A 21,313-nucleotide genomic window follows, 5' to 3' on the forward strand; every position below is an offset into this window, starting at 1 on the left:
TGCCAATGGCAAAGTCAATTGCCTTCTCACAGGCTGTCGCACATTTTGTCCATGCGTCCCGATTGCCGGCCGATGCGGTGCCTTTACAGGGATCTCAGCGCCGGGCTACACGCCTCCATTCCAGATTATTGCCAAACCACTCCGCCAGAAAATCCACCAGCGCTCGCAACGCGGGCGACATTCTCTCACGCGAGTGATATACCGCGTAAATATCCAACTCTTGCGGTTGTGATTCCGGAAATAGTGCAATCAACCGTTTACTGGCGATCAAATCGGTAACGGAATAGACCGGTTGTAAACTCACTCCGGCACCATTTAGCGCCGCCTCCAGCAGCATCAGCGAATCATTGGCGCTGAAGCTACCGCTGACCGGTACCGCTATCGTGTCGCCCTTACGGGTGAACTGCCACAGACTCTTACCGAAAAATGAATAGGTCAGGCAATTATGCACGGCCAGGTCTTCCACGCGCTGCGGCGTACCGTGCGCCGCCAGATACGAAGGGGCTGCACACACGACCGACTGACAGCCTCCCAACCGACGGGCAATTAACCCCGAATCTAACTGACTGGTGATACGAATAGCCAGATCGATACGCTCCTCAATCAGATTCAGGGTATGGCTTGCAACCTGTAGGTCAACCGCTGTTTTGGGATAACGCAGCAGATAAGTCGTAATGGCTGCAACCAACGTCGCCTGCGCCAGTGACGGAGAACAGGTCAGCCGCAGTAAGCCCGAGGGCTCCTTCCTGCCTTTGGCTGGCATATCGAGTTTGTGCGATACAGCCAACAACTCACGGCAATGCTGCAACACCGTTTCGCCCTCATGGGTCAGACTCAGTTGCCGGGTGCTGCGGTGCAATAATCGAGCCTCAGCCCAACGCTCCATTTCAGCCAGATACCGGGTCACCATCGCGCGGGACATCTCCAGCGCGTCGGCTGCCCCAGTCAGACTACCTTGTTCGGTGATAGTGACAAATACCTGAGCGGCGGTAATTCTATCCATTATTTGTCCGATTTATGCAACAAAGACGACCGAAAGTGAGGATTTTTCTTTATGAAAATGAAATTTATCATGACGTCCTCTCATTCAGGAAGGAGTATTCCCCATGTTAAAACGCACCCTGCTTGCCACGCTGTTAGCGTCTATGGCATTTTCCGCTTCCGCAGCATTAAAAATGGAAGTCTATAACCCCGGAGCAAAATCCCTCTTCCCGGTGTCGTCTGAAATCATCACCGGGGAACATGACGCCTTACTCATTGATGCCCAGTTCCAGCGTAACGACGCTGAGAATCTGGTGGCAAAAATCCGCGCTACCGGAAAAAAACTGAAGACTATCTACATCAGCCATCATGACCCGGATTTCTATTTTGGTCTGGATGTATTGAAGGCCGCCTTCCCTGACGCGCAGATTGTAGCCACACCGCAAACTATCGCGGCCATCAACGCGACTAAAGACAAGAAAATCGCCTACTGGGGCCCCATCCTGAAAGAAAATGCACCGAAACAGGTCATCGCTCCTCAACCGCTGAACACCGATCACCTGACACTCGAAGGCAGCAACATCGATATCATGGGTCTGAAAGGGGCAACACCGGACCGAACCTTTGTCTGGATCCCGTCACTGAAGACCGTTGTCGGCGGCGTGCAAACCTCGGCCAATATTCATGTGTGGGTCGCGGATACCCAAACTACCGCCTCACGTCAGGCGTGGTTAAGCGATCTGGATTCTATCGAGAAGCTCAACCCAACCACGGTGGTACCCGGTCACTATCTGCCTAACAAAGATGGCTCATCACCCTGGTCACTACAGAATGTGAGTTTTACCCGCGATTACCTGAAAACCTTCGAGAAGAACATTCCGTTGTCGGCGGATAGCACTGCGCTGGTTAAGGCGATGGAACTCGCTTACCCGGATCTCAGTGAAGCCGCCTCGTTGGAACTGAGCGCCAAGGTCATCAAAGGCGAAATGCAGTGGCCTTAATATTCACCGGATAATATCTGCGGTTGCCGCGACACAGTCCACCTTGATGCCTGACGGTGGGGACTTTTCTTTCAGGTTTGCGATCTGTGATCGCAGAACCGGAAGGATAAAATGACACCACCGCCTGCTAACTCTCAGGAAATAGACAATAATTAAGACAGAGCGTCACACAGGTAGTCATAGCAGGCCACTCTGGCAATTGCTCGGGAAGGTTTGTGGCGCGATAACCAGTCTCTTTCCCTTTGCTGATGTGCCCCATCCATCGGGCAACATACGGAGCGTATGAATGAACAGGCTACACTACATCTTCGATCCTCTGTGCGGTTGGTGTTACGCCGCAGCGCCGTTAATCCATGCAGCTCGCAAAATTGAAGGGCTGCCTGTTGTGCTGCATGCTGGTGGCATGATGACCGGACCGAACCGTCGGCGCATCACACCGGAATGGCGGGATTACGTTCAGCCGCACGATCGTCGCATTGCCCAGATGAGCGGACAGCCATTCGGTGATGGTTATTTCAATGGCCTACTGTGGGATGTCACCGCAACGCTGGATTCAGAACCCCCTACAACAGCCATTCTGGCAGCCGAGGAGCTCGGTGGCCGGGGAATTGATTTACTCGAGCGTTTGCAACGCGCCCATTATGTTGAAGGGCTGTGCATCTCCGAAACATCGGTACTACTGAAAATGGCGGTAGAAATTGGTTTGCCGCTGGAAGACTTTGAAAACGCCTGTATACACTGGCGTGGTTTACCCACCCGTAAGCACATTGAGGAAAGCCGCCAGTGGTTGACCCAATCGGGCGGTGCCGGTTTCCCCACCATCGTTTTCGCAGTAGACGATATTTTTACTACGTTGAACATCGCGCCCTGGCTAGGGCGAGCAGACGACTGGCATAACTACCTGCTCAAACTGGTAGAAGAGAATCAGTAGCACACATTCAACCCGCTATTTCATGAACAACGCTATCAGAAACAGCGGGTTGCTCCAGTCCAGACGAGGCATCTGATTTTTCTTTTTTCGCCGGGCATGATATGGGATGGTAGTCCTTTCATCAGACAAGCACACAGGGCGATCCTCATGATTCGAGTTCATCATCTCAATACCTCGCGCTCGCAGCGGATTTTATGGCTTCTGGAAGAGTTGGATGTGCCGTATGAGGTGATCAATTACCAGCGGAATAAAGCCACGATGCGCGCACCGGCCTCGTTACGCGATATTCATCCGCTGGGGAAAGCACCGGTCATTGAACACGATGGCAAGGTTCTGGCAGAGACGGGACTGATTCTGGAATATCTGGTTGCGACATTTGGCCCGCATCTGGCACCGCCCGCTGATAGCCCAGACTTCTGGCGTTACCGGTACTGGATGCACTACGCCGAGGGCTCGTTAATGTCGGCCATGTTACTCAAACTGGTGGCGTACAAGATGGGTCCGTTCGGCTGGCCAATCCGCAATATGGTCAATACCCAATGCAACCTGCATTACGATTTTCTGGAACAAGAAGCGGCGACCTCTCGCTGGCTGGCCGGTGATACTTTCTCAGCAGCGGATATCATGATGGGATTCCCGTTGGATATCGCCGCTCAACGCGGCTGGATCTCACCATCTCGCCCTCACCTCTGGCGTTTACTGGAAGCAATGCGTGACCGACCTGCCTGGCAACGAGCTGCACGGTACGGCTAAAAAGCATTCACCAGATGCCACATACATCAATCCCCCCCAATGTTCACAGAAAGAGCTGGGGGGTATTACTCAATGCGGATTAATAAAAAAGCGCCTTCTCCGTCTGAATTAACTGAAAACGCCACTGCCAGTCCTGCAGGGTAATGTGTGTTAACCGAGCCACCCCCTGATAGAACGGATGGCAGCAATGGCGCTCCAGTAAATCCAGATAACGCATCGACCACGGTAGCAAATGTTCGCTAAGCAGTTCCGGCAGGCTGTCTGGCTGATTTTCCGCACACCACGCTGCCAGCATCAGCATCAACCCAATGTGATCTTCCGGTTCATGGCGATCACAACGCGGCTCAATCCCCAACTCCCGCAACCAACGCCGCAGCGCCAGTGTCGAATCACCAAACAACACGTTCTGCCTGTCAAGGTATACCGACCCCCAGGGTGGTACGGGCATGCCTTCATCACCACTGAACCATCGCTTCCAGGCAAGCGATAACCGCTCATCGTAACCGGGTTGTAACCCGCTATGAATTTGTCGGGCAACAGTGGCGATATCGGCCTGACTACCACACGGCCATGTCCGTTGCCACGCGGAATGCCTCAGCCGTTCAATCAACACGACATTGTGTTCATCATCAGGTGCGTAATAGAGTAGCGCGCCCAGTAAGCGTCCGGTCAGACTAACGATATGTCGTGGCATAAATCACCTCGCTGGCTCAATCTTCAGGAGTTTTCCCCTTATTCTCATCATGCTGCCCTTGCCTTTCTTCTTTTGAAAACCGCTCGGTCAGTGCAATGACAAAAAACTTAGAACCCTATGAGCCAGCGCTCCATAAGAGGATGCCTGAATCCTCTTATCAACGTCGCTATAAGCGCGGAATCAGACTATTCCACACCGCGTCATCATGCCTGAATGAATTTCAAAAGATAAAAAAAGCGCTCCGAAGAGCGCTTTAATAAAATGAAATGTTGCGGAGGGTTAGCCAATAAACTGCACACCGTTCATATACGGACGCAGCACTTCTGGCACTTCGATCCGGCCATCGGCTTGCTGATAATTTTCCAGCACCGCAACCAGCGCACGCCCTACAGCCAGACCAGAGCCGTTCAGGGTATGTACCAGACGGGTTTTCTTGTCGCCTTTGCTGCGACAACGCGCTTGCATACGGCGAGCCTGGAAATCCCAACAGTTGGAGCAGGAAGAGATTTCACGGTAGGTATTTTGCGCCGGCAACCAGACTTCCAGATCGTACGTTTTGCATGCGCCGAAGCCCATGTCGCCGCTGCACAGCAGCACTTTGCGATACGGCAGTTTCAGCAGTTGCAGTACTTTTTCCGCATGGCCGGTGAGTTCTTCCAGCGCTTGCATGGAGTCTTCCGGACGGACGATCTGCACCATTTCGACTTTATCGAACTGGTGTACACGGATAAGACCACGCATATCCCGACCATAAGAGCCAGCCTCAGAGCGGAAGCATGGTGTATGTGCGGTTAGTTTGATCGGCAGAGACTCTTCATCCAGAATTTCATCACGTACCAGATTGGTTAACGGCACTTCCGCGGTTGGAATCAACGCATAGTTGCTGGTTTCAGATTCTTCTTCCAGAGGGCGGGTGTGAAACAAATCCTCTTTAAACTTAGGCAACTGCCCCGTGCCATACAATGTGGCGTGGTTGACCAGATAAGGGACATACGCCTCCTCATAGCCATGCTCAGCGGTATGCAGGTTGAGCATAAACTGCGCCAGCGCACGATGTAACCGGGCTACCTGACCTTTCATCACTGAGAAACGGGAACCAGTCAGCTTCACGCCCAGCGCCATGCTCAAACCGCCCGTCATGTCGCCCAGGTCTACATGGTCACGCACCGGGAAATCAAACTGACGTGGTTCACCCCAACGCATGACTTCCTGATTTTCTGTGTCGTCTTTACCCAGTGGCACACAATCATCAGGCATATTGGGAATCGTCAGGGCAATGCTTTCAATGTCGCTCTGCACCTGCTGTAATTCAGCCTTGGCGGCATCCAGTTTCTCACCCAATTCATTTACATCACGGCGCAGTGGTTCAATATCTTCCCCACGCGATTTAGCCGCCCCAATCTCTTTCGATCGCGAGTTACGTTCTGCCTGCAAATTTTCTGTTTCAACCTGAAGCACTTTGCGGCGTTCTTCCAGATTACGCAGCGCTTCTACATCCAGTTTAAAATTTCGGCGAGCCAGTAATTTTTCGGCGACTGCGTCTAGCTCATTACGCAGTAAATTGGGATCGAGCATGCTAGTCCTGTGCTTGTATTATTAAGGGGATATTGATAATTACAGGGTGCCGGTGGCGGCACCGTGCAGAAGAAAATCTCGCAATAACCTTACCGCAACGTGAATGCTAGCGGTAGCGTTTTGTCGGGCTATTTTGATCCTGAGCAGCGAGCCAGGCCAGCTTTTCACCAATCTTGCCTTCTAAACCACGAGAAGTCGGCTGGTAATAGCGTGTTTCTGCCATTTCAGGGGGGAAATACACTTCGCCAGCGGCGTAAGCGTTAACTTCATCATGCGCGTAACGGTACTCTGCCCCCAGGCCCATCTCTTTCATCAGGCGGGTAGGCGCATTGCGTAAATGCTCCGGCACATCGTAATCCGGTTTTTCACGGGCATCACGCATCGCCGATTTAAACGCGGTATACACGGCATTACTTTTCGGCGCACACGCCAGATACACTATCGCCTGAGCGATAGCCCGCTCACCTTCCGCCGGACCGACACGGGTGAAACAATCCCAGGCGGCTATCGCCACCTGCATGGCACGGGGATCGGCATTGCCGACATCCTCGGAAGCAATCGCCAAAAGACGGCGGGCAACGTATAGCGGATCGCCCCCGGCGGTAATGATGCGGGCATACCAATACAACGCAGCATCCGGTGCCGAGCCACGAACCGATTTATGCAACGCTGAAATCAGGTCGTAATAACGATCACCTTTGTTGTCGAAGCGGGCGCTGCGTTCACCAGAGACTTCTTTCAGCAATTCCAGCGTCAACAGGCGTCGGCCAGTGGCGTCGGCTTCGGCCATATCCGCCATCATTTCCAGCAGATTCAATGAACGGCGAGCATCGCCGTTGACCAGTTCTGCCAGCAAATGACGGGTTTCATCAGGCAGTACAATCTGCTGCCCACCTAATCCGCGCTCTTTGTCCTGTAACGCCTGCAACAGTACCTGCTCAATATCCTCAACACTCAATGCTTTGAGCAGATAAACACGTGCGCGAGACAACAACGCCGAATTAAGTTCGAACGATGGGTTTTCCGTGGTAGCCCCAATAAACGTGATGGTGCCATCTTCGATATGGGGTAAAAACGCATCCTGCTGGCTTTTGTTAAACCGGTGCACTTCATCCACAAACAGGATGGTACGCCGTCCGGCATCACGGTTCTGGCGGGCCCGCTCGATCGCTTCGCGGATCTCCTTGATGCCAGACGTCACCGCAGAAATACGCTCGACATCAGCCTGACCGTAATGGCCAATCAACTCAGCCAGCGTTGTCTTCCCGGTACCGGGCGGTCCCCACAGAATCATGGAGTGAAGCTGCCCGGCTTCAATCGCACGTGGTAACGGTTTTCCTGGCCCCAACAGGTGCTGCTGGCCGATATACTGCGCCAGAGTAACCGGCCGCATTCTCGCGGCCAGCGGCTGAAACTGTTGATTGGAAAAATCGAGGGACAGGTTACTCACACACGCCTCACTGACGCTGGTCGTCCACCGCTACGCCTTTTGGCGGCATAAAGCGAAACTTCGCGGCATCCACATCGCCATTCTGCTGGTTCTTCAGCGTATAGGCACTGCGCTGCCCATCCTGTTCGGTGGCGGTAAAGCCATGAATCGTGCCGTCGCTGCTCACGTTAATAGAAAACTGCTTGAGGTTACCGCTCGCCACCCGGGGGGTCAGATCAAACTCATCCCCTTTCTGACTCACGTTATATTTGCCCCAGTCTTTCGGGTCATTACGGGTAATCAGAATAAACGGTGTATTGCCTGTCGCGTCTTTCACCCAGGTTGCCGTGACTTGTTCCACGAAAGGGTTATAAAACCATAACGTTTTGCCATCAGACACCAGCGTGCTTTCATCCGGTGTCGTGGTTTTCCAGTTAAACAGATTCGGGCGTTTTACCCACAGTTCACCGGCCCCTTCTTGCACTGCTGCGCCATCATTCGTTGTGACTTTCTGCGCAAAGCTGGCATGAAAGCTATTCACTTTGCTAAGACGGCTCTGCAAATCACTGGCGGCATCAGCATAGACTGCGCTGGAAACCAGACTGGTGAGCAAACAGCCCGTTATCAACCCTATTTTTATCATACAAAAAATCCTTTGCGTGTTCTTACCGCGACTGCGGCCAACCACAGGCGTCGCGCTCAACCGAACGCGACTCGGCTGGGCGCTACTGTATCCCAGCCGGAAGCGGCATGACAGACGAATTATCTGTTATCTACGACATTTTACGCTTCTTTGCAGGACGGGTGCAGGAAGCGATATCACCACTGAACATTACTCCATCGGTGGCGGAGCCAGCACCTCACGGTTGCCATTATGGCCGGGGCTGCTGACAATCCCCTGCATTTCCATCTGTTCAACGATACGCGCTGCGCGGTTATAACCGATGCGGAACTGTCGCTGTACCCCAGAAATTGAAGCACGCCGTTTTTCCACCACGAACGCTACCGCCTGATCGAACAACGGATCTAATTCTTCGTCTCCGTCAAAGCCCAGGCTACCGCCCTCGCCATCGTCATCACCGCTAATAATGCTATCGATATACTCAGGACGGCCACGCGCTTTCCAATCCTGAACCACCGCATGCACTTCCTGATCACGGACGAACGCCCCGTGAACACGAATCGGGATCGACGAGTTGGGCGCCATATACAGCATATCCCCCATACCCAACAGCGATTCTGCGCCACCCTGATCGAGGATGGTACGAGAATCAATCTTGCTTGATACGGTAAAGGCAATACGGGTCGGAATGTTGGCCTTAATAAGGCCAGTAATCACGTCGACCGACGGACGCTGCGTTGCCAGCACCAGATGTATCCCAGCGGCACGGGCCTTCTGCGCCAGACGCGCGATCAGCTCTTCCACCTTCTTGCCCACTGCCATCATCAGGTCAGCGAACTCGTCAACCATCACCACGATATAAGGCAGTTTTTCCAACACCGGCGGCTGGGTATCCATACTGTCACCCGGCTTCCAGAATGGATCCGGGATCGGGCGCCCCATCGATTCAGCCTGCATCACGCGCTCGTTATAGCCGCTGAGATTACGCACGCCCAGCGCTGACATCAGTTTATAGCGACGCTCCATCTCACCAACACACCAACGCAGTGCGTTAGCGGCGTCTTTCATGTCGGTCACAACTTCGGTCAACAGATGCGGGATACCCTCGTATACCGACAATTCCAGCATTTTCGGGTCGATCATGATAAAGCGAACATCCGCGGGCGTCGCTTTATACAGCATGCTGATGATCATGGCGTTCACACCGACCGATTTCCCTGAGCCGGTGGTACCGGCAACCAGTAAGTGCGGCATTTTCGCCAGATCGGCCACTACTGGCTGGCCAGAGATATCTTTCCCCAACACCACAGCCAGCGGCGAAGCGTTGTCACGGAATCGGTCGCAATCCAGCACTTCGCGCAGGAAAACGGTCTGACGATGGCGGTTAGGCAGTTCAAGCCCCACATAAGGTTTGCCGGGGATAACCTCGACAATACGCACCGCTACCACCGACAAAGAACGCGCCAGATCACGCGCCAGATTGGAAATACGGGCGGCCTTGACGCCAGGCGCTAAATCCAGCTCAAACCGGGTGATCACCGGCCCGGGATGGTAATCCACCACCGTCGCCTTGACGCGGTAATCCGCCAGCCGGGTTTCAATCAAACGCGCCATCTCATCCAGTGCAACCCGATCAACCGGCGCGTCATTCATCGACGGAGGCGTTAGCAGATCCAACGACGGCAATGGCGTTGTCGGCTTCTGCAATGGTTGATCATTTCGCATCAGGAAGGGATGAATCAGGCTATCCATAATCGACGGTGATGATTCCATTTCCGCCGGTTTAGGCTCAACCGGCACAGAGGCAGGTTCATCATCCGGGAACGACTCCTGGGCCGAGAGAGTAAACAGCGGCTCCGATGGGCCATCATCCACAAGGTCGGCAAACGGCGAAATGGCATAAACGCTGTCTTTTGTCTGATGTGCTTCTGCCTGATGTACTGCTGACAGGTGTGGTGCTTCGGTTGTCAGCACATTGCCAGAGACATGACCGCCTGTGGTTACAGGCGGTTCAGCCACGACCGCGCGCGGCACATCAATTTCTTCCGGTTCTGGCTCATGACTTTCACCGTAACGGGAGTGCTGAATGGCAGCGAAATCACGCGCCAGTTGCGCCTGCAATAACGCGTCTTGTGCTTCTTCGTGGTCCGGGTAGGTATCGCCGTAGCGCTCACGTTGCTGGTCGGCAAAAGCTTGTCGTAATGCTGCCTCCTGGGCCAACGCCTCCTGATCATCGTCAGAAAAACCTGTCGGTGCCGATTGTGCAGAATGCAGCGATGGTTGAGCAGCTAATGCCGCCACCGTATCTGATGGCGTTACACCATCTTGTGCCAGCAGCCCCTCGGGTGCGGTTAGCCCATTTTGCGTTGTTGAAGCGCTTGTTGGCTGCTCTGCATGGGATGCCTGCGCCCGTTCGGCCTCACGAGCCTGCTGTTCAGCCAGCCGCTGTGAAGGCAGTTTGATACCATACGATGCCAGCTCACGCCGTGTGGGAATGCGCACCGGATTGGGTCGCGGCAATTCCGGCCCCATACCGCGTTTCACCTGCGGATTATTCTCTTCATCAGTAGTGAATGCCGGCATAAACGGCGTCGCACTCTTAGGCTCCGGTTCACTGATTGCCGCGACAGTACTCGCAACGGCAGCCTCTGTTGTCACCGTCGCTGCTGTTCGGCCAATACGATCGTCTGCCTGCAATGTCAGCGGCTGCCAGTCCGGCATAGTTTCCAGCAAGGATGGCGCAGAGCCAAACGATGATGACATGACACCGCCAGAGACAGACGATGGCGGATAGGACATCGTCACCGGAGGGACATCCGCTCGCTGAGCGACTTCTGGTGAGGGTTTCATGGGCGATGGCACTGAGTACGCAGTCGGTTCTGGCAACGGCGTCATCGCTATCGGTTCAGGATGTGGCTTCAGCACCGGTTCCGCATCAGGCATCGCCGTCGTGTGCTGACTCTGATTTTCTCTCTGCAGCACATCCACTGCTGCCGCTACTGTGTCAGCGACTGGGGTAGCTAGGGTAGCTGACGTATCCGCCTGTGCTGATGCGGCCGCCACTGCCGATATGGCCGTCACAGCGGGTGCGGAAAACAGCACGTCGTCTTCATCCTCGTCTGCCGGGGACGGTGCAGGCGCAATCAGCACATCGTCTTTATCGGCATGCACGTGCTCCTCACGCAAACTATCGTGACGGGAGGCGTCGTGTTTCGCGTCTACGGGTTGTTCATCGATATCATCGTCATCGTAAAGGTAGTCATCTTCACGACGACGGCCGGAAAAGAGTGTCAGGCATCCCATGACACCAGCACCGATCTTTTCCGCAATCGTCAACCAGGACCAGCCCGTGAACAGGGTCAACCCTGCCGCCCACACGCACAACAAAATCATGGTGGCACCAATATTGTTGAAGCGCGGAATCATTGAGCTACTGAGCAGGCTGCCTAGTACCCCGCCAGAAGCGAAATAGTAGATGTCGTCTACGTTAAGCGCTGCCAGCCCACAGGACGTCAGTATCAAGGCTAATGTGCCGATAAGGCGCAATGAAAGGGCAAAATAATCCAACGTGGCGCGTTGTCCGCGCTGGCGATGGACAACCCAGCACAGCGAGATCATCACAACAGGAATGGCATACGCCAGTACGCCAAAAACGAAAAACAGGGTATCGGCCAGCCAGGCCCCTACCCCGCCCCCCAGATTATGAATCGGCTCATGCCAGGCAGTCTGTGACCAACTGGGGTCCGAAGGGCTGAAACTCAGTAGCGCTACCGCCAGATAAATAGCAAAAAGCACCACGACGATTAACATCGCTTCAAGTAAACGTCGACCCGCGCTGAGTTTTTCCAGCGTGATGTCTTTATCTTCTGTGTATTCCTGGCTCAAGCGTCTCTCCAGGTTCCCTGTAAATGTTTCATGATAAAGCGCCGAGTATCCCCCGGCGCCATACTGTACAGATTCACAGGAGTGTAGCTGAATTTATCAGGTTATGCACCTTTGCCGTCAGCGGGTCTTGATGACCAGCCGGTTGCTTTGCTTCACTTCTTCCATCACCACATAGGTGCGGGTATCGTTCACACCCGGCAGACGCAACAGCGTTTCTCCCAGCAACTTACGGTATGCCGACATATCCGGTACACGGGTTTTGAGCAAATAGTCAAAATCCCCAGAAACCAGATGACACTCCTGGATTTCCTCAAGTTTTTGCACGGCTGCATTGAACTGTTCAAATACATCCGGCGCACCACGGTTGAGGGTGATTTCAACGAACACCAACAACGACGCATCGAGATAATGCGGATTCAGCAGTGCGGTATAGCCATTAATAAAACCCTGTCGTTCCAGACGCCGAACGCGCTCCAGACACGGGGTTGGCGAAAGCCCGACCCGTTTGGAAAGTTCCACATTTGAGATACGCCCGTCTTTTTGCAATTCGTTCAGGATGTTGCGATCGATACGATCAAGATCTTTTCCCGGACGCTTTTTCGTGTCTACCATTCTTATTGTCTCTCTTCACCCTTCCCTGTTAAACCGCTGTCTCTGACCAACTTCAATGTACCAGAGCCACCCCTAAAGAAGACCCCTGCCTTTTGTAATGTGGTCCTGCTCTGTTCCAACCGCGTTTACGGAAACGTTATAGCGATACCGATTATAGATAACCGGGCCGACGCCGCCGATTCAGACCCAAACGCATAAAAGCCGGAGCATTCAACTATTCACATACAAAATATTTCCTCTTCCAAGGATGTTTTCGCAAAAGCACAGCCGATTGTCAAAGTAAAACAATTAAAATCAGAAGAAAGTGCCAGATTCAGCCTCTGCACCCCATTAGTGCAGCGTTTTCATACGTCACCTGCCACCAACCAGACGCGTTACCCGCGCCTGCCGATATTTCGTAACGATTGAACTAATAGCCAACAACATTTCTCCACACTTTTTTTACGCAGGTAATTTCCTTACAATCGGCTACATCGTCCGTTCGAGTGAAATGAGGAACTCATGAGCACTGCCAAACATCGTAAACTATTGATTCTGGGTTCAGGCCCGGCAGGCTATACCGCCGCGGTCTATGCTGCGCGGGCAAACCTAAGTCCACTGCTGATCACCGGGATGGAAAAAGGCGGTCAGTTGACGACCACCACTGAAGTGGAAAACTGGCCTGGTGACGCGGATGACCTCACCGGTCCGTTGCTCATGGAGCGTATGCACGCCCATGCAGTCAAGTTCAATACCGAAATCGTGTTTGATCACATCACGCGGGTTGATCTACAAACTCGCCCGTTCCGCCTGTTTGGCGACAGCGACGAGTACACCTGTGATGCCTTGATCATCGCTACCGGTGCATCTGCCCGCTATCTGGGGCTGCCGTCCGAAGATGCCTTCAAAGGCAAAGGCGTATCCGCCTGTGCTACCTGTGACGGTTTCTTCTATCGCAACCAGAAAGTGGCGGTCGTCGGCGGTGGCAATACCGCTGTCGAAGAAGCGCTGTATCTGTCCAATATCGCCGCTGAAGTGCATCTGATCCACCGCCGCGACAGTTTTCGTGCAGAAAAGATTCTGATCGACCGCCTGATGGCCAAGGTCAGCAGCGGCAATATCGTTCTGCATACCAATCGCACGCTGGATGAAGTGCTGGGTGACGATATGGGCGTAACCGGTGTGCGCCTGCGCGAAGCAACTGGCGAAGCAACCGAACAGCTGGATGTCGCCGGGGTATTTATCGCTATCGGCCACAGCCCGAATACCGCCATTTTTGGCGACCAGTTGGCGTTGGAAAACGGCTACATCAAGGTGCAATCCGGTATTCACGGTAACGCCACACAAACCAGTATTCCCGGTGTCTTCGCCGCTGGTGATGTGATGGACCATATTTATCGCCAGGCCATTACCTCTGCCGGTACCGGCTGTATGGCGGCTTTGGATGCTGAACGCTATCTAGACGCGCTCGCCAAGTAATCATTACTGGCCTTGCCCGCCTTCCAGACCCGGTCATGATCATGACCGGGTTTTTTATTGCCTGCCGCCGAGATAAAAATTGATCGCTCCCCTACCCTGGCATCGGCTTTTCATTTGCACAACCCCAACACCGAGGTAACATGACGCCACAACAGCCATTACACACATGATTGTGTTAAGTAACGGCTACATAAGCGTTATTTTCATGTAGCAACTGGAACCGATCGGCACCTGATGAAAGACACCCGACAACGAGAACTGACCCACTGGCTGAAACAGCAAAGCCGCCTGGCACATCGCTGGCTACGACTGTCTCTCCTGCTGGGCATGGTAAGCGGCCTGCTGATTATGGCGCAGGCATGGCTATTGGCATCACTGCTGCACGCCCTGATTATCGACCATACGCCGCGAGATCACGTAGTGATGACATTTCTGCTACTGGCGGCCACTTTCGTATTACGAGCCTTCGTCAGTTGGGTACGTGAGCGTGTTGGTTTTCGCTGCGGACAAACCATTCGCCAACATATCCGTCAGCAGGTATTGGATCGCCTGCAGCAATTGGGGCCAGCCTGGATTCAAGGCAAACCGGCGGGAAGTTGGGCGACGCTGATTCTGGAGCAGGTCGACGACATGCATGATTACTATGCTCGCTACCTGCCGCAAATGTATCTGGCCGTGATCATTCCCGTACTGATACTGATTGTTGTGTTTCCAGTGAACTGGGCGGCAGGGTTAATCCTGCTGACAACCGCACCGTTGATCCCGCTGTTCATGGCGATGGTTGGTATGGGCGCAGCCGACGCCAACCGGCGCAATTTTCAGGCACTGGCCAGACTGAGCGGCAACTTTCTTGATCGATTACGCGGTCTGGACACCCTGCGCCTGTTCCATCGCGGCGAAGCAGAGATCGAACAGATTCGTCAGGCATCCGAGCAGTTTCGCAGCCGGACCATGGAAGTGCTGCGTATGGCCTTCCTCTCTTCCGGCGTGCTGGAGTTTTTCGCTTCCATCTCCATCGCGGTAGTCGCCGTCTATTTTGGCTTTTCCTACCTTGGCGAGTTACATTTCGGCAGTTACGGTACCGGAGTCACCTTGTTTGCCGGTTTCCTGGTACTGATTCTGGCACCGGAATTCTTTCAACCGTTACGCGACCTTGGCACCTTCTATCATGCCAAAGCACAGGCGATTGGCGCCGCAGAAGCGTTACACCGCTTTATGATGGCCGCCAGCGAAGAAACCGGAAGCGGTACACACCTTTTTCACAGCGATACCCCTGTCACGCTCATCGCCGATGAACTCATTATCTTGTCGCCTGATGGTAAGACGCTGGCAGGACCGCTGAGCTTCAGGCTGGAAGCCGGTCAACGCGTCGCGCTAGTCGGCCCGAGTGGTGCCGGGAAAAGCTCTCTGCTGAATCTACTGTTAGGTTTCCTGCCATATCGCGGCTCACTAACCGTCAATGGTGAAGAACTGCACACCCTATCGCCCACTTCATGGCGACAACACCTGAGTTGGGTGGGGCAAAATCCGCATTTGCCCGAATCGACCTTACGTCAGAATGTGTTGCTGGGACGACCGGATGCCTCGGAGCCGTCGCTGCAACAGGCGCTTGAGCGCGCTTATGTCCACGAATTTTTGCCGCAGTTACCGCAAGGTCTGGACACGCCACTGGGCGACGGTGCCGCCCGACTATCGGTCGGTCAGGCACAGCGGGTCGCGCTGGCACGTGCGCTGCTTCATCCATGTCGATTGCTACTGCTGGATGAACCTTCCGCCAGTCTGGATGCACACAGTGAGCAACGGGTGATGAGCGCGCTAAACGATGCCTCACGTTCGCAGACTACACTGCTGGTGACACACCAACTCAGCGAAATTCGGGACTACGACGCCGTCTGGGTCATGGTCAACGGGCAGTTAGTCCAGCAGGGTGATTACCTCACGCTGAGTCAGGTAGCCGGCCCCTTCGCCACGCTACTGATGCAACGCCGGGGAGAACTGTAAGATGGAAAAAATTCGCGTAATGCAGGTACTTAAACCCTTTTTGGCGTTGTATCGCCGCCATTTTTTTCGGCTCGGACTGGGCATCATACTGGCAATTCTTACGTTGCTCGCCAGTATTGGTCTGTTAACACTGTCAGGTTGGTTTCTGGCCGCGTCAGCGCTGGCTGGGCTGGCTGGATTAGCCACATTCAACTATATGCTGCCCGCTGCGGGTGTGCGTGGCGCGGCCATCCTGCGTACCGTCAGCCGTTATTTTGAGCGACTGGTAAGCCACGATGCGACTTTCCGCGTTTTGCTACATCTTAGGGTGTTCACCTTTAGCCGCATTCTGCCGTTGTCACCGGGTGGGTTGATTCGTTTTCGCCAGGCAGAACTGCTCAACCGGCTGGTAGCGGACGTAGATACACTGGACCACCTCTACCTGCGCGTCATTTCACCGCTGATCAGCGCGCTGGTGGTGATTGTGGCGCTGGCCTATGGGCTCAGCTTTCTCGATACTTCGCTGGCGTTGACGCTGGCAGCCATCATGCTGGCGTTGCTGGTAGTGCTACCGTTGGTTTTTTATCGTGCCGGACAACCTGTCGGTGCTGATCTGACTATGCTGCGTGCGCATTACCGGGTGCAACTGACGACCTGGATTCAGGGGCAGGCAGAACTGGCTGTCTTCGGCGCATTGACACATTTTCGTCAGCAGTTGGAAATACTGGAACTGCGCTGGTTTGAACGACAACGCCAACAAGCCGGACTCAGTGCACTGTCGCAAGCTATCCTGATTGCTGCCAGCGGCCTGACCGCCACCCTGATGTTATGGCTGGCTGCCGGCGGCGTAGGTGGTGATAGTCAGCCGGGAGCGCTCATCGCGCTATTTGTGTTTACCGCCCTTGCCGCATTTGAAACACTGGCCCCTGTGGCGGGTGCATTTCAACACATCGGCCATGTGGTGGCCTCCGCCACACGGGTCAATCAGTTACTGACATTACGCCCATCGGTCACTTTCCCCACCCAGGGGCCTGAACAGGTAAAACAGGTTCAGCTTACGGTGGATAACGTGAGTTTTACCTACCCGGAGCAAAGCCAACCAGCACTGAGCGGCGTGTCGCTCACGCTGACACCGGGCGAGCATGTCGCCTTGCTTGGTCGCACCGGCTGTGGTAAATCGACCCTATTGCAGTTACTGACCCGTGCATGGGATTGCAACACTGGCGAAATTCGCCTGAATGACACGCCGCTTGCCGCATGGCCGGAATCGACATTGCGCAATGCCATGAGCGTAGTACCGCAGCGGGTGCATATTTTCAGTGCGACATTGCGGGAAAACCTGCGTCTGGCGGCACCGTCTGCCAGCGACGAGCAGCTCAGCGCCGTGCTCACTCAGGTTGGGCTGGAAAAATTGCTGGATGACCAGGGGCTGAACGCCTGGCTGGGCGAAGGGGGACGCCAGCTCTCCGGCGGCGAACAACGCCGTATTGGCGTAGCACGAGTCCTGCTCCACCCGGCCCCTTTAGTGTTGCTGGATGAACCTACCGAAGGGCTCGATGCCGATACCGAACAGCGTATACTGCAATTGTTGCGGCAACACTGTCTTGGTAAGACCCTGATCGTCATTACCCACCGTCTCAACGGGTTGGAAAGCATGGACAGGCTGTTCGTGATGGATGGCGGGAAACTGGTAGAACAGGGGTCACATCACAGCCTGATGGCGTTGCAGGGGCGCTACTGGCAATTTCATCAACACCTGTAGGCTGAGGTGAGCATGTTACTGTGTGAACTCTCCCCATTCTCACTGCAGTTTCCCGACCCGCAAACGGCGCTGCGCGACCCTAACGGTCTGCTGGCTTACGGCGGCGACTTGTCGCCCGAGCGGGTATTACGTGCCTATCGGCAAGGCATTTTCCCATGGTTTTCTCAGGACGACCCCATTCTATGGTGGTGCCCTGACCCACGGGCGGTACTGTTTCCGGCGCAATTCCACCTCAGTCGTAGCATGCGAAAATTCATGCGCCGCGCCGATTATCGCGTCACACTCAATCAAGCGTTTGAGGCCGTGATCTCCGCCTGTGCCAGCGAACGTGAGGAAGGTACCTGGATTGGCGAAGAGATTATTCGTACCTATTGCCAGTTGCATTCGGCAGGTGTGGCCCATTCGGTTGAGGTCTGGCACGGCGAACACCTGGTTGGTGGGTTATACGGCATCGCTCAGGGTGCGCTGTTTTGTGGCGAATCCATGTTTAGCCGGGCGGACAATGCCTCCAAATACGCTCTGGCGACGTTTCTGCAGCACTTTGTGCATCACGGCGGCCAATTGATTGACTGTCAGGTACTTAACGACCACACAGCCTCTCTGGGGGCGACAGATATCCCCAGACGCGAGTTTCTGCACTTGCTGCAACAGTTGCAACATAAGGTCTTACGCGACGGATGCTGGCACCCGCAGTCACTGCCTTTCCCCCTTGTCGGGGCGACATCCGCGGGCGATAAATGAACGGTGGCTGCTCACGCGCCTTTACATAATGAGGGTTTTTCGGCATTATCTTGCCGGTTAAAAACTAAGGTAATTACACCTAGAGGACTCGATGGCCAAAGAAGACAATATTGAAATGCAAGGCACCGTGCTGGATACGCTGCCCAACACCATGTTCCGCGTTGAGCTGGAAAACGGGCACGTGGTTACCGCTCATATCTCCGGTAAAATGCGTAAAAACTATATCCGCATCCTGACGGGTGACAAAGTGACTGTGGAACTGACCCCGTACGACCTGAGCAAAGGCCGCATTGTCTTCCGTAGCCGTTAACAACCGCACTATCGTCTGAAGCGATAGGCCGGTATGTTTACCTTTCAGCCCTTGCCTCTGGCGAGGGCGTTTGCATTTTAAGGTGGCACGTTACTTACCCACCTATTAATTCAAACGATTCGGGTGCCAGTTGGCACACAAAGACGGTCATACCGTCATGAAAAAGGGCATCTGACGATGCCCTTTCTATTTTCGTTCGAGATGTAGATGGGTATGAAACCTATTTGGTTTGAGGAGTGTGCTTACCTCAGCGCCACACACTCCGTTAACCCCACTAGTGAACCACACCTTCCGCCTTGTTTTTCTGGGCGCTCAGGAAACGGTAAGTCAGTTGCTGGGCAGCGTTATCCAGTTCCACCTTCACTGAGCCGCCGTCCACCAACGAGCCAAACAGTAACTCATTCGCCAACGGTTTCTTGAGGTTTTCCTGAATGACGCGCGCCATCGGTCGGGCACCCATCGCTTTGTCGTAGCCTTTCTCTGCCAGCCAGTTGCGTGCTTCTTCACTGACTTCCAACGACACGCCTTTGGCATCCAGCTGTGCCTGCAGTTCGACGATGAACTTGTCGACAACCTGCTGGATCACCTCTGCCGACAGATGGTTGAACCAGATGATGCCATCAAGACGGTTGCGGAATTCCGGCGTAAAGACCTTCTTGATCTCTTCCATCGCATCGCTACTGTTATCCTGCTGGATGAGGCCAATCGACTTACGCTGGGTTTCACGCACTCCGGCGTTAGTGGTCATCACGACGATAACATTACGGAAATCCGCTTTGCGACCATTGTTATCCGTCAGCGTCCCGTTATCCATCACCTGCAACAGCAGGTTGAATACATCCGGGTGCGCCTTCTCGATTTCATCAAGCAACAATACCGAATGCGGGTGCTTGATGACCGCGTCGGTCAGCAAACCGCCCTGATCGTAACCGACATAACCCGGAGGGGCACCAATCAAGCGACTGACTGTATGGCGTTCCATGTACTCCGACATATCGAAGCGTAACAACTCGATATCCAGCGCTTTTGCCAGTTGCACCGTGACTTCGGTTTTCCCCACCCCCGTAGGCCCGGCGAACAGGAACGACCCGACAGGTTTACGCTCATGACCCAGCCCTGCACGGCTCATCTTGATGGCTTCGGTCAGCGCTTCGATAGCTTTATCCTGTCCAAAGACCAGCATTTTCAGGCGGTCACTCAGACTACGCAGCACATCACGATCACTGGCGGAGACCGTTTTCTCCGGAATACGAGCGATACGGGCAACCACCGATTCAATATCCGCCACATTGACGGTTTTCTTGCGTTTGCTGGCTGGTAACAGACGGCAACGCGCACCTGCTTCATCGATAACGTCGATGGCCTTATCCGGCAAATGACGATCATTGATGTATTTCACCGCCAGTTCTACTGCGGCGCGAATCGCTTTAGCGGTATACCGCACATCATGGTGCGCTTCGTATTTCGTCTTCAGACCGTTAATGATCTGTACCGTTTCTTCCACACTCGGCTCAGTGATATCGATTTTCTGGAAGCGGCGGGCCAGCGCACGATCCTTTTCAAAGATATTGCTGAATTCCTGATAAGTGGTGGAGCCTACCACGCGAATCTTGCCGCTAGACAGCAGCGGTTTAATCAAATTAGCCGCATCCACCTGACCACCGGACGCCGCACCAGCCCCGATAATCGTATGGATTTCATCGATAAACAGAATGCTGCTCTGATCCTGCTCCAGTTGCTTGAGCAGCGATTTAAAGCGCTTCTCAAAGTCACCACGGTATTTGGTACCGGCCAGTAAGGAACCGATATCCAGCGAGTAGATCGTGCACCCGGCCATCACCTCCGGTACGTCGCCCTGCACAATACGCCAGGCCAGCCCCTCAGCGATGGCGGTTTTCCCCACACCGGATTCACCGACCAACAAGGGGTTGTTTTTGCGACGGCGGCACAATACCTGAATGGTGCGCTCCAACTCGCTGTCACGGCCAATCAACGGGTCGATGCCACCCACTCGGGCAAGCTGGTTGAGATTTGTAGTGAAGTTTTCCATACGCTCCTCCCCGCCAGCCTGTTCTTCGTTAACCGGATTCTCCGGATTTGCAGCCGGGCCGGACTCTTCTTTGCGCGTACCATGGGAAATGAAATTCACTACATCCAACCGGCTGACGTCGTGTTTACGCAGCAGATAGGCGGCCTGTGACTCCTGCTCACTGAAGATGGCGACCAGAACGTTGGCACCCGACACCTCACTGCGCCCCGACGACTGCACGTGGAACACAGCACGTTGCAGCACGCGCTGAAAGCTCAGTGTGGGTTGTGTATCACGCTCTTCATCGTTTTGTGGCAGCGTGGGCGTGGTTTGTTCGATAAAGGTTTCCAGTTCCTGACGCAGAACCGCCAGATCGACAGTACAGGCCTCCAGGGCCTCTCGTGCGGAGGGGTTACTGAGCAACGCCAGCAACAGATGCTCCACGGTCATAAACTCATGCCGGTGCTCACGCGCTCTGGCGAAAGCCATGTTGAGACTGAGTTCCAGTTCTTGATTGAGCATAGGCACCTCCCCCAATAAATTGCCCTAT

The 21,313-nt window shown here is 54.3% G+C and carries 16 protein-coding genes; 8 read left to right on the forward strand and 8 right to left on the reverse strand.

From position 1 onward, the window contains the following. Positions 1–94 precede the first annotated feature (94 nt). A complete protein-coding gene (locus FGI04_RS09505) occupies positions 95–1,003 on the reverse strand; it encodes a LysR family transcriptional regulator (RefSeq protein WP_407336636.1) in 909 nt (302 codons plus the stop codon). Positions 1,004–1,106: 103 nt separating this feature from the next. Here FGI04_RS09505 and FGI04_RS09510 point away from each other — a divergent pair, with 103 nt between their 5' ends. From FGI04_RS09510 to FGI04_RS09520, 3 genes are all read left to right on the forward strand, one after another. After that, positions 1,107–1,982 (forward strand): MBL fold metallo-hydrolase, encoded by an 876-nt coding sequence (locus FGI04_RS09510; RefSeq protein ID WP_407336637.1) that lies wholly within the window; start codon positions 1,107–1,109, stop codon positions 1,980–1,982. Between the two features lie 286 nt (positions 1,983–2,268). Beyond that, entirely contained in the window at positions 2,269–2,913 is a 645-nt protein-coding gene (locus FGI04_RS09515; protein ID WP_012884959.1) for a DsbA family protein, read from the forward strand. Positions 2,914–3,060: 147 nt separating this feature from the next. Next, positions 3,061–3,666 carry a glutathione S-transferase family protein gene (locus tag FGI04_RS09520; RefSeq protein ID WP_407336638.1) on the forward strand — a complete coding sequence of 202 codons (606 nt, stop codon included), beginning with the start codon at positions 3,061–3,063 and terminating at the stop codon, positions 3,664–3,666. A 79-nt stretch (positions 3,667–3,745) separates the two neighbouring features. On the opposite strand, the gene dmsD is transcribed toward FGI04_RS09520, so the two are convergent. The 6 genes from dmsD to lrp all read right to left on the reverse strand — a co-directional run bounded on the left by dmsD (position 3,746) and on the right by lrp (position 12,483). Next, the gene (gene dmsD / locus FGI04_RS09525; RefSeq protein WP_342700639.1) at positions 3,746–4,360 is read right to left on the reverse strand and encodes a Tat proofreading chaperone DmsD; all 615 of its coding nucleotides are present in this window, start codon (positions 4,358–4,360) and stop codon (positions 3,746–3,748) included. Between the two features lie 279 nt (positions 4,361–4,639). Continuing rightward, on the reverse strand, positions 4,640–5,935 hold the full coding sequence (gene serS / locus FGI04_RS09530) for a serine--tRNA ligase (RefSeq protein WP_342700638.1): 1,296 nt from the start codon (positions 5,933–5,935) through the stop codon (positions 4,640–4,642). Positions 5,936–6,041: 106 nt separating this feature from the next. Beyond that, positions 6,042–7,385: a replication-associated recombination protein A gene (locus FGI04_RS09535; protein WP_407321330.1), complete on the reverse strand. Its 1,344-nt coding sequence runs from the start codon at positions 7,383–7,385 to the stop codon at positions 6,042–6,044. A gap of 7 nt (positions 7,386–7,392) precedes the next feature. Next, positions 7,393–8,007: an outer membrane lipoprotein periplasmic chaperone LolA gene (lolA, locus tag FGI04_RS09540; protein ID WP_407321329.1), complete on the reverse strand. Its 615-nt coding sequence runs from the start codon at positions 8,005–8,007 to the stop codon at positions 7,393–7,395. A gap of 189 nt (positions 8,008–8,196) precedes the next feature. Continuing rightward, positions 8,197–11,871, reverse strand: a complete 3,675-nt coding sequence (locus tag FGI04_RS09545) for a DNA translocase FtsK 4TM domain-containing protein (protein ID WP_407321328.1) — start codon at positions 11,869–11,871, stop codon at positions 8,197–8,199. A gap of 117 nt (positions 11,872–11,988) precedes the next feature. Continuing rightward, positions 11,989–12,483: a leucine-responsive transcriptional regulator Lrp gene (gene lrp / locus FGI04_RS09550; RefSeq protein ID WP_010277211.1), complete on the reverse strand. Its 495-nt coding sequence runs from the start codon at positions 12,481–12,483 to the stop codon at positions 11,989–11,991. Between the two features lie 501 nt (positions 12,484–12,984). On the opposite strand from lrp, the gene trxB reads away from it, so the two are divergent. From trxB to infA, 5 genes are all read left to right on the forward strand, one after another. Next, on the forward strand, positions 12,985–13,941 hold the full coding sequence (gene trxB, locus FGI04_RS09555) for a thioredoxin-disulfide reductase (protein WP_102801669.1): 957 nt from the start codon (positions 12,985–12,987) through the stop codon (positions 13,939–13,941). A 234-nt stretch (positions 13,942–14,175) separates the two neighbouring features. Further along, positions 14,176–15,942 carry a heme ABC transporter permease/ATP-binding protein CydD gene (gene cydD, locus FGI04_RS09560; protein ID WP_407336639.1) on the forward strand — a complete coding sequence of 589 codons (1,767 nt, stop codon included), beginning with the start codon at positions 14,176–14,178 and terminating at the stop codon, positions 15,940–15,942. Between the two features lie 19 nt (positions 15,943–15,961). Next, entirely contained in the window at positions 15,962–17,683 is a 1,722-nt protein-coding gene (gene cydC, locus FGI04_RS09565) for a heme ABC transporter ATP-binding protein/permease CydC (protein WP_407337405.1), read from the forward strand. 12 nt (positions 17,684–17,695) lie between these two features. After that, positions 17,696–18,424: a leucyl/phenylalanyl-tRNA--protein transferase gene (gene aat, locus FGI04_RS09570; RefSeq protein WP_407336640.1), complete on the forward strand. Its 729-nt coding sequence runs from the start codon at positions 17,696–17,698 to the stop codon at positions 18,422–18,424. A gap of 91 nt (positions 18,425–18,515) precedes the next feature. Further along, complete coding sequence (gene infA, locus FGI04_RS09575; RefSeq protein WP_002211347.1) at positions 18,516–18,734, forward strand: translation initiation factor IF-1; 219 nt, start codon at positions 18,516–18,518, stop codon at positions 18,732–18,734. Between the two features lie 274 nt (positions 18,735–19,008). On the opposite strand, the gene clpA is transcribed toward infA, so the two are convergent. Next, complete coding sequence (gene clpA / locus FGI04_RS09580) at positions 19,009–21,285, reverse strand: ATP-dependent Clp protease ATP-binding subunit ClpA (RefSeq protein WP_248587712.1); 2,277 nt, start codon at positions 21,283–21,285, stop codon at positions 19,009–19,011. Between the last annotated feature and the right edge of the window lie 28 nt (positions 21,286–21,313).

The organism is Dickeya ananatis, assembly GCF_019464615.1.
GTDB classification, from domain to species: domain Bacteria; phylum Pseudomonadota; class Gammaproteobacteria; order Enterobacterales; family Enterobacteriaceae; genus Dickeya; species Dickeya oryzae.

Bases quoted from the DNA above. Each gene is read 5' to 3' on its own strand.
- FGI04_RS09505 (WP_407336636.1), bottom strand. From the start codon at position 1,003: ATGGATAGAATTACCGCCGCTCAGGTATTTGTCACTATCACCGAACAA.
- FGI04_RS09510 (WP_407336637.1), top strand. From the start codon at position 1,107: ATGTTAAAACGCACCCTGCTTGCCACGCTGTTAGCGTCTATGGCATTT.
- FGI04_RS09515 (WP_012884959.1), top strand. From the start codon at position 2,269: ATGAACAGGCTACACTACATCTTCGATCCTCTGTGCGGTTGGTGTTAC.
- FGI04_RS09520 (WP_407336638.1), top strand. From the start codon at position 3,061: ATGATTCGAGTTCATCATCTCAATACCTCGCGCTCGCAGCGGATTTTA.
- dmsD (WP_342700639.1), bottom strand. From the start codon at position 4,360: ATGCCACGACATATCGTTAGTCTGACCGGACGCTTACTGGGCGCGCTA.
- serS (WP_342700638.1), bottom strand. From the start codon at position 5,935: ATGCTCGATCCCAATTTACTGCGTAATGAGCTAGACGCAGTCGCCGAA.
- lolA (WP_407321329.1), bottom strand. From the start codon at position 8,007: ATGATAAAAATAGGGTTGATAACGGGCTGTTTGCTCACCAGTCTGGTT.
- lrp (WP_010277211.1), bottom strand. From the start codon at position 12,483: ATGGTAGACACGAAAAAGCGTCCGGGAAAAGATCTTGATCGTATCGAT.
- trxB (WP_102801669.1), top strand. From the start codon at position 12,985: ATGAGCACTGCCAAACATCGTAAACTATTGATTCTGGGTTCAGGCCCG.
- cydD (WP_407336639.1), top strand. From the start codon at position 14,176: ATGAAAGACACCCGACAACGAGAACTGACCCACTGGCTGAAACAGCAA.
- cydC (WP_407337405.1), top strand. From the start codon at position 15,962: ATGCAGGTACTTAAACCCTTTTTGGCGTTGTATCGCCGCCATTTTTTT.
- aat (WP_407336640.1), top strand. From the start codon at position 17,696: ATGTTACTGTGTGAACTCTCCCCATTCTCACTGCAGTTTCCCGACCCG.
- infA (WP_002211347.1), top strand. From the start codon at position 18,516: ATGGCCAAAGAAGACAATATTGAAATGCAAGGCACCGTGCTGGATACG.
- clpA (WP_248587712.1), bottom strand. From the start codon at position 21,285: ATGCTCAATCAAGAACTGGAACTCAGTCTCAACATGGCTTTCGCCAGA.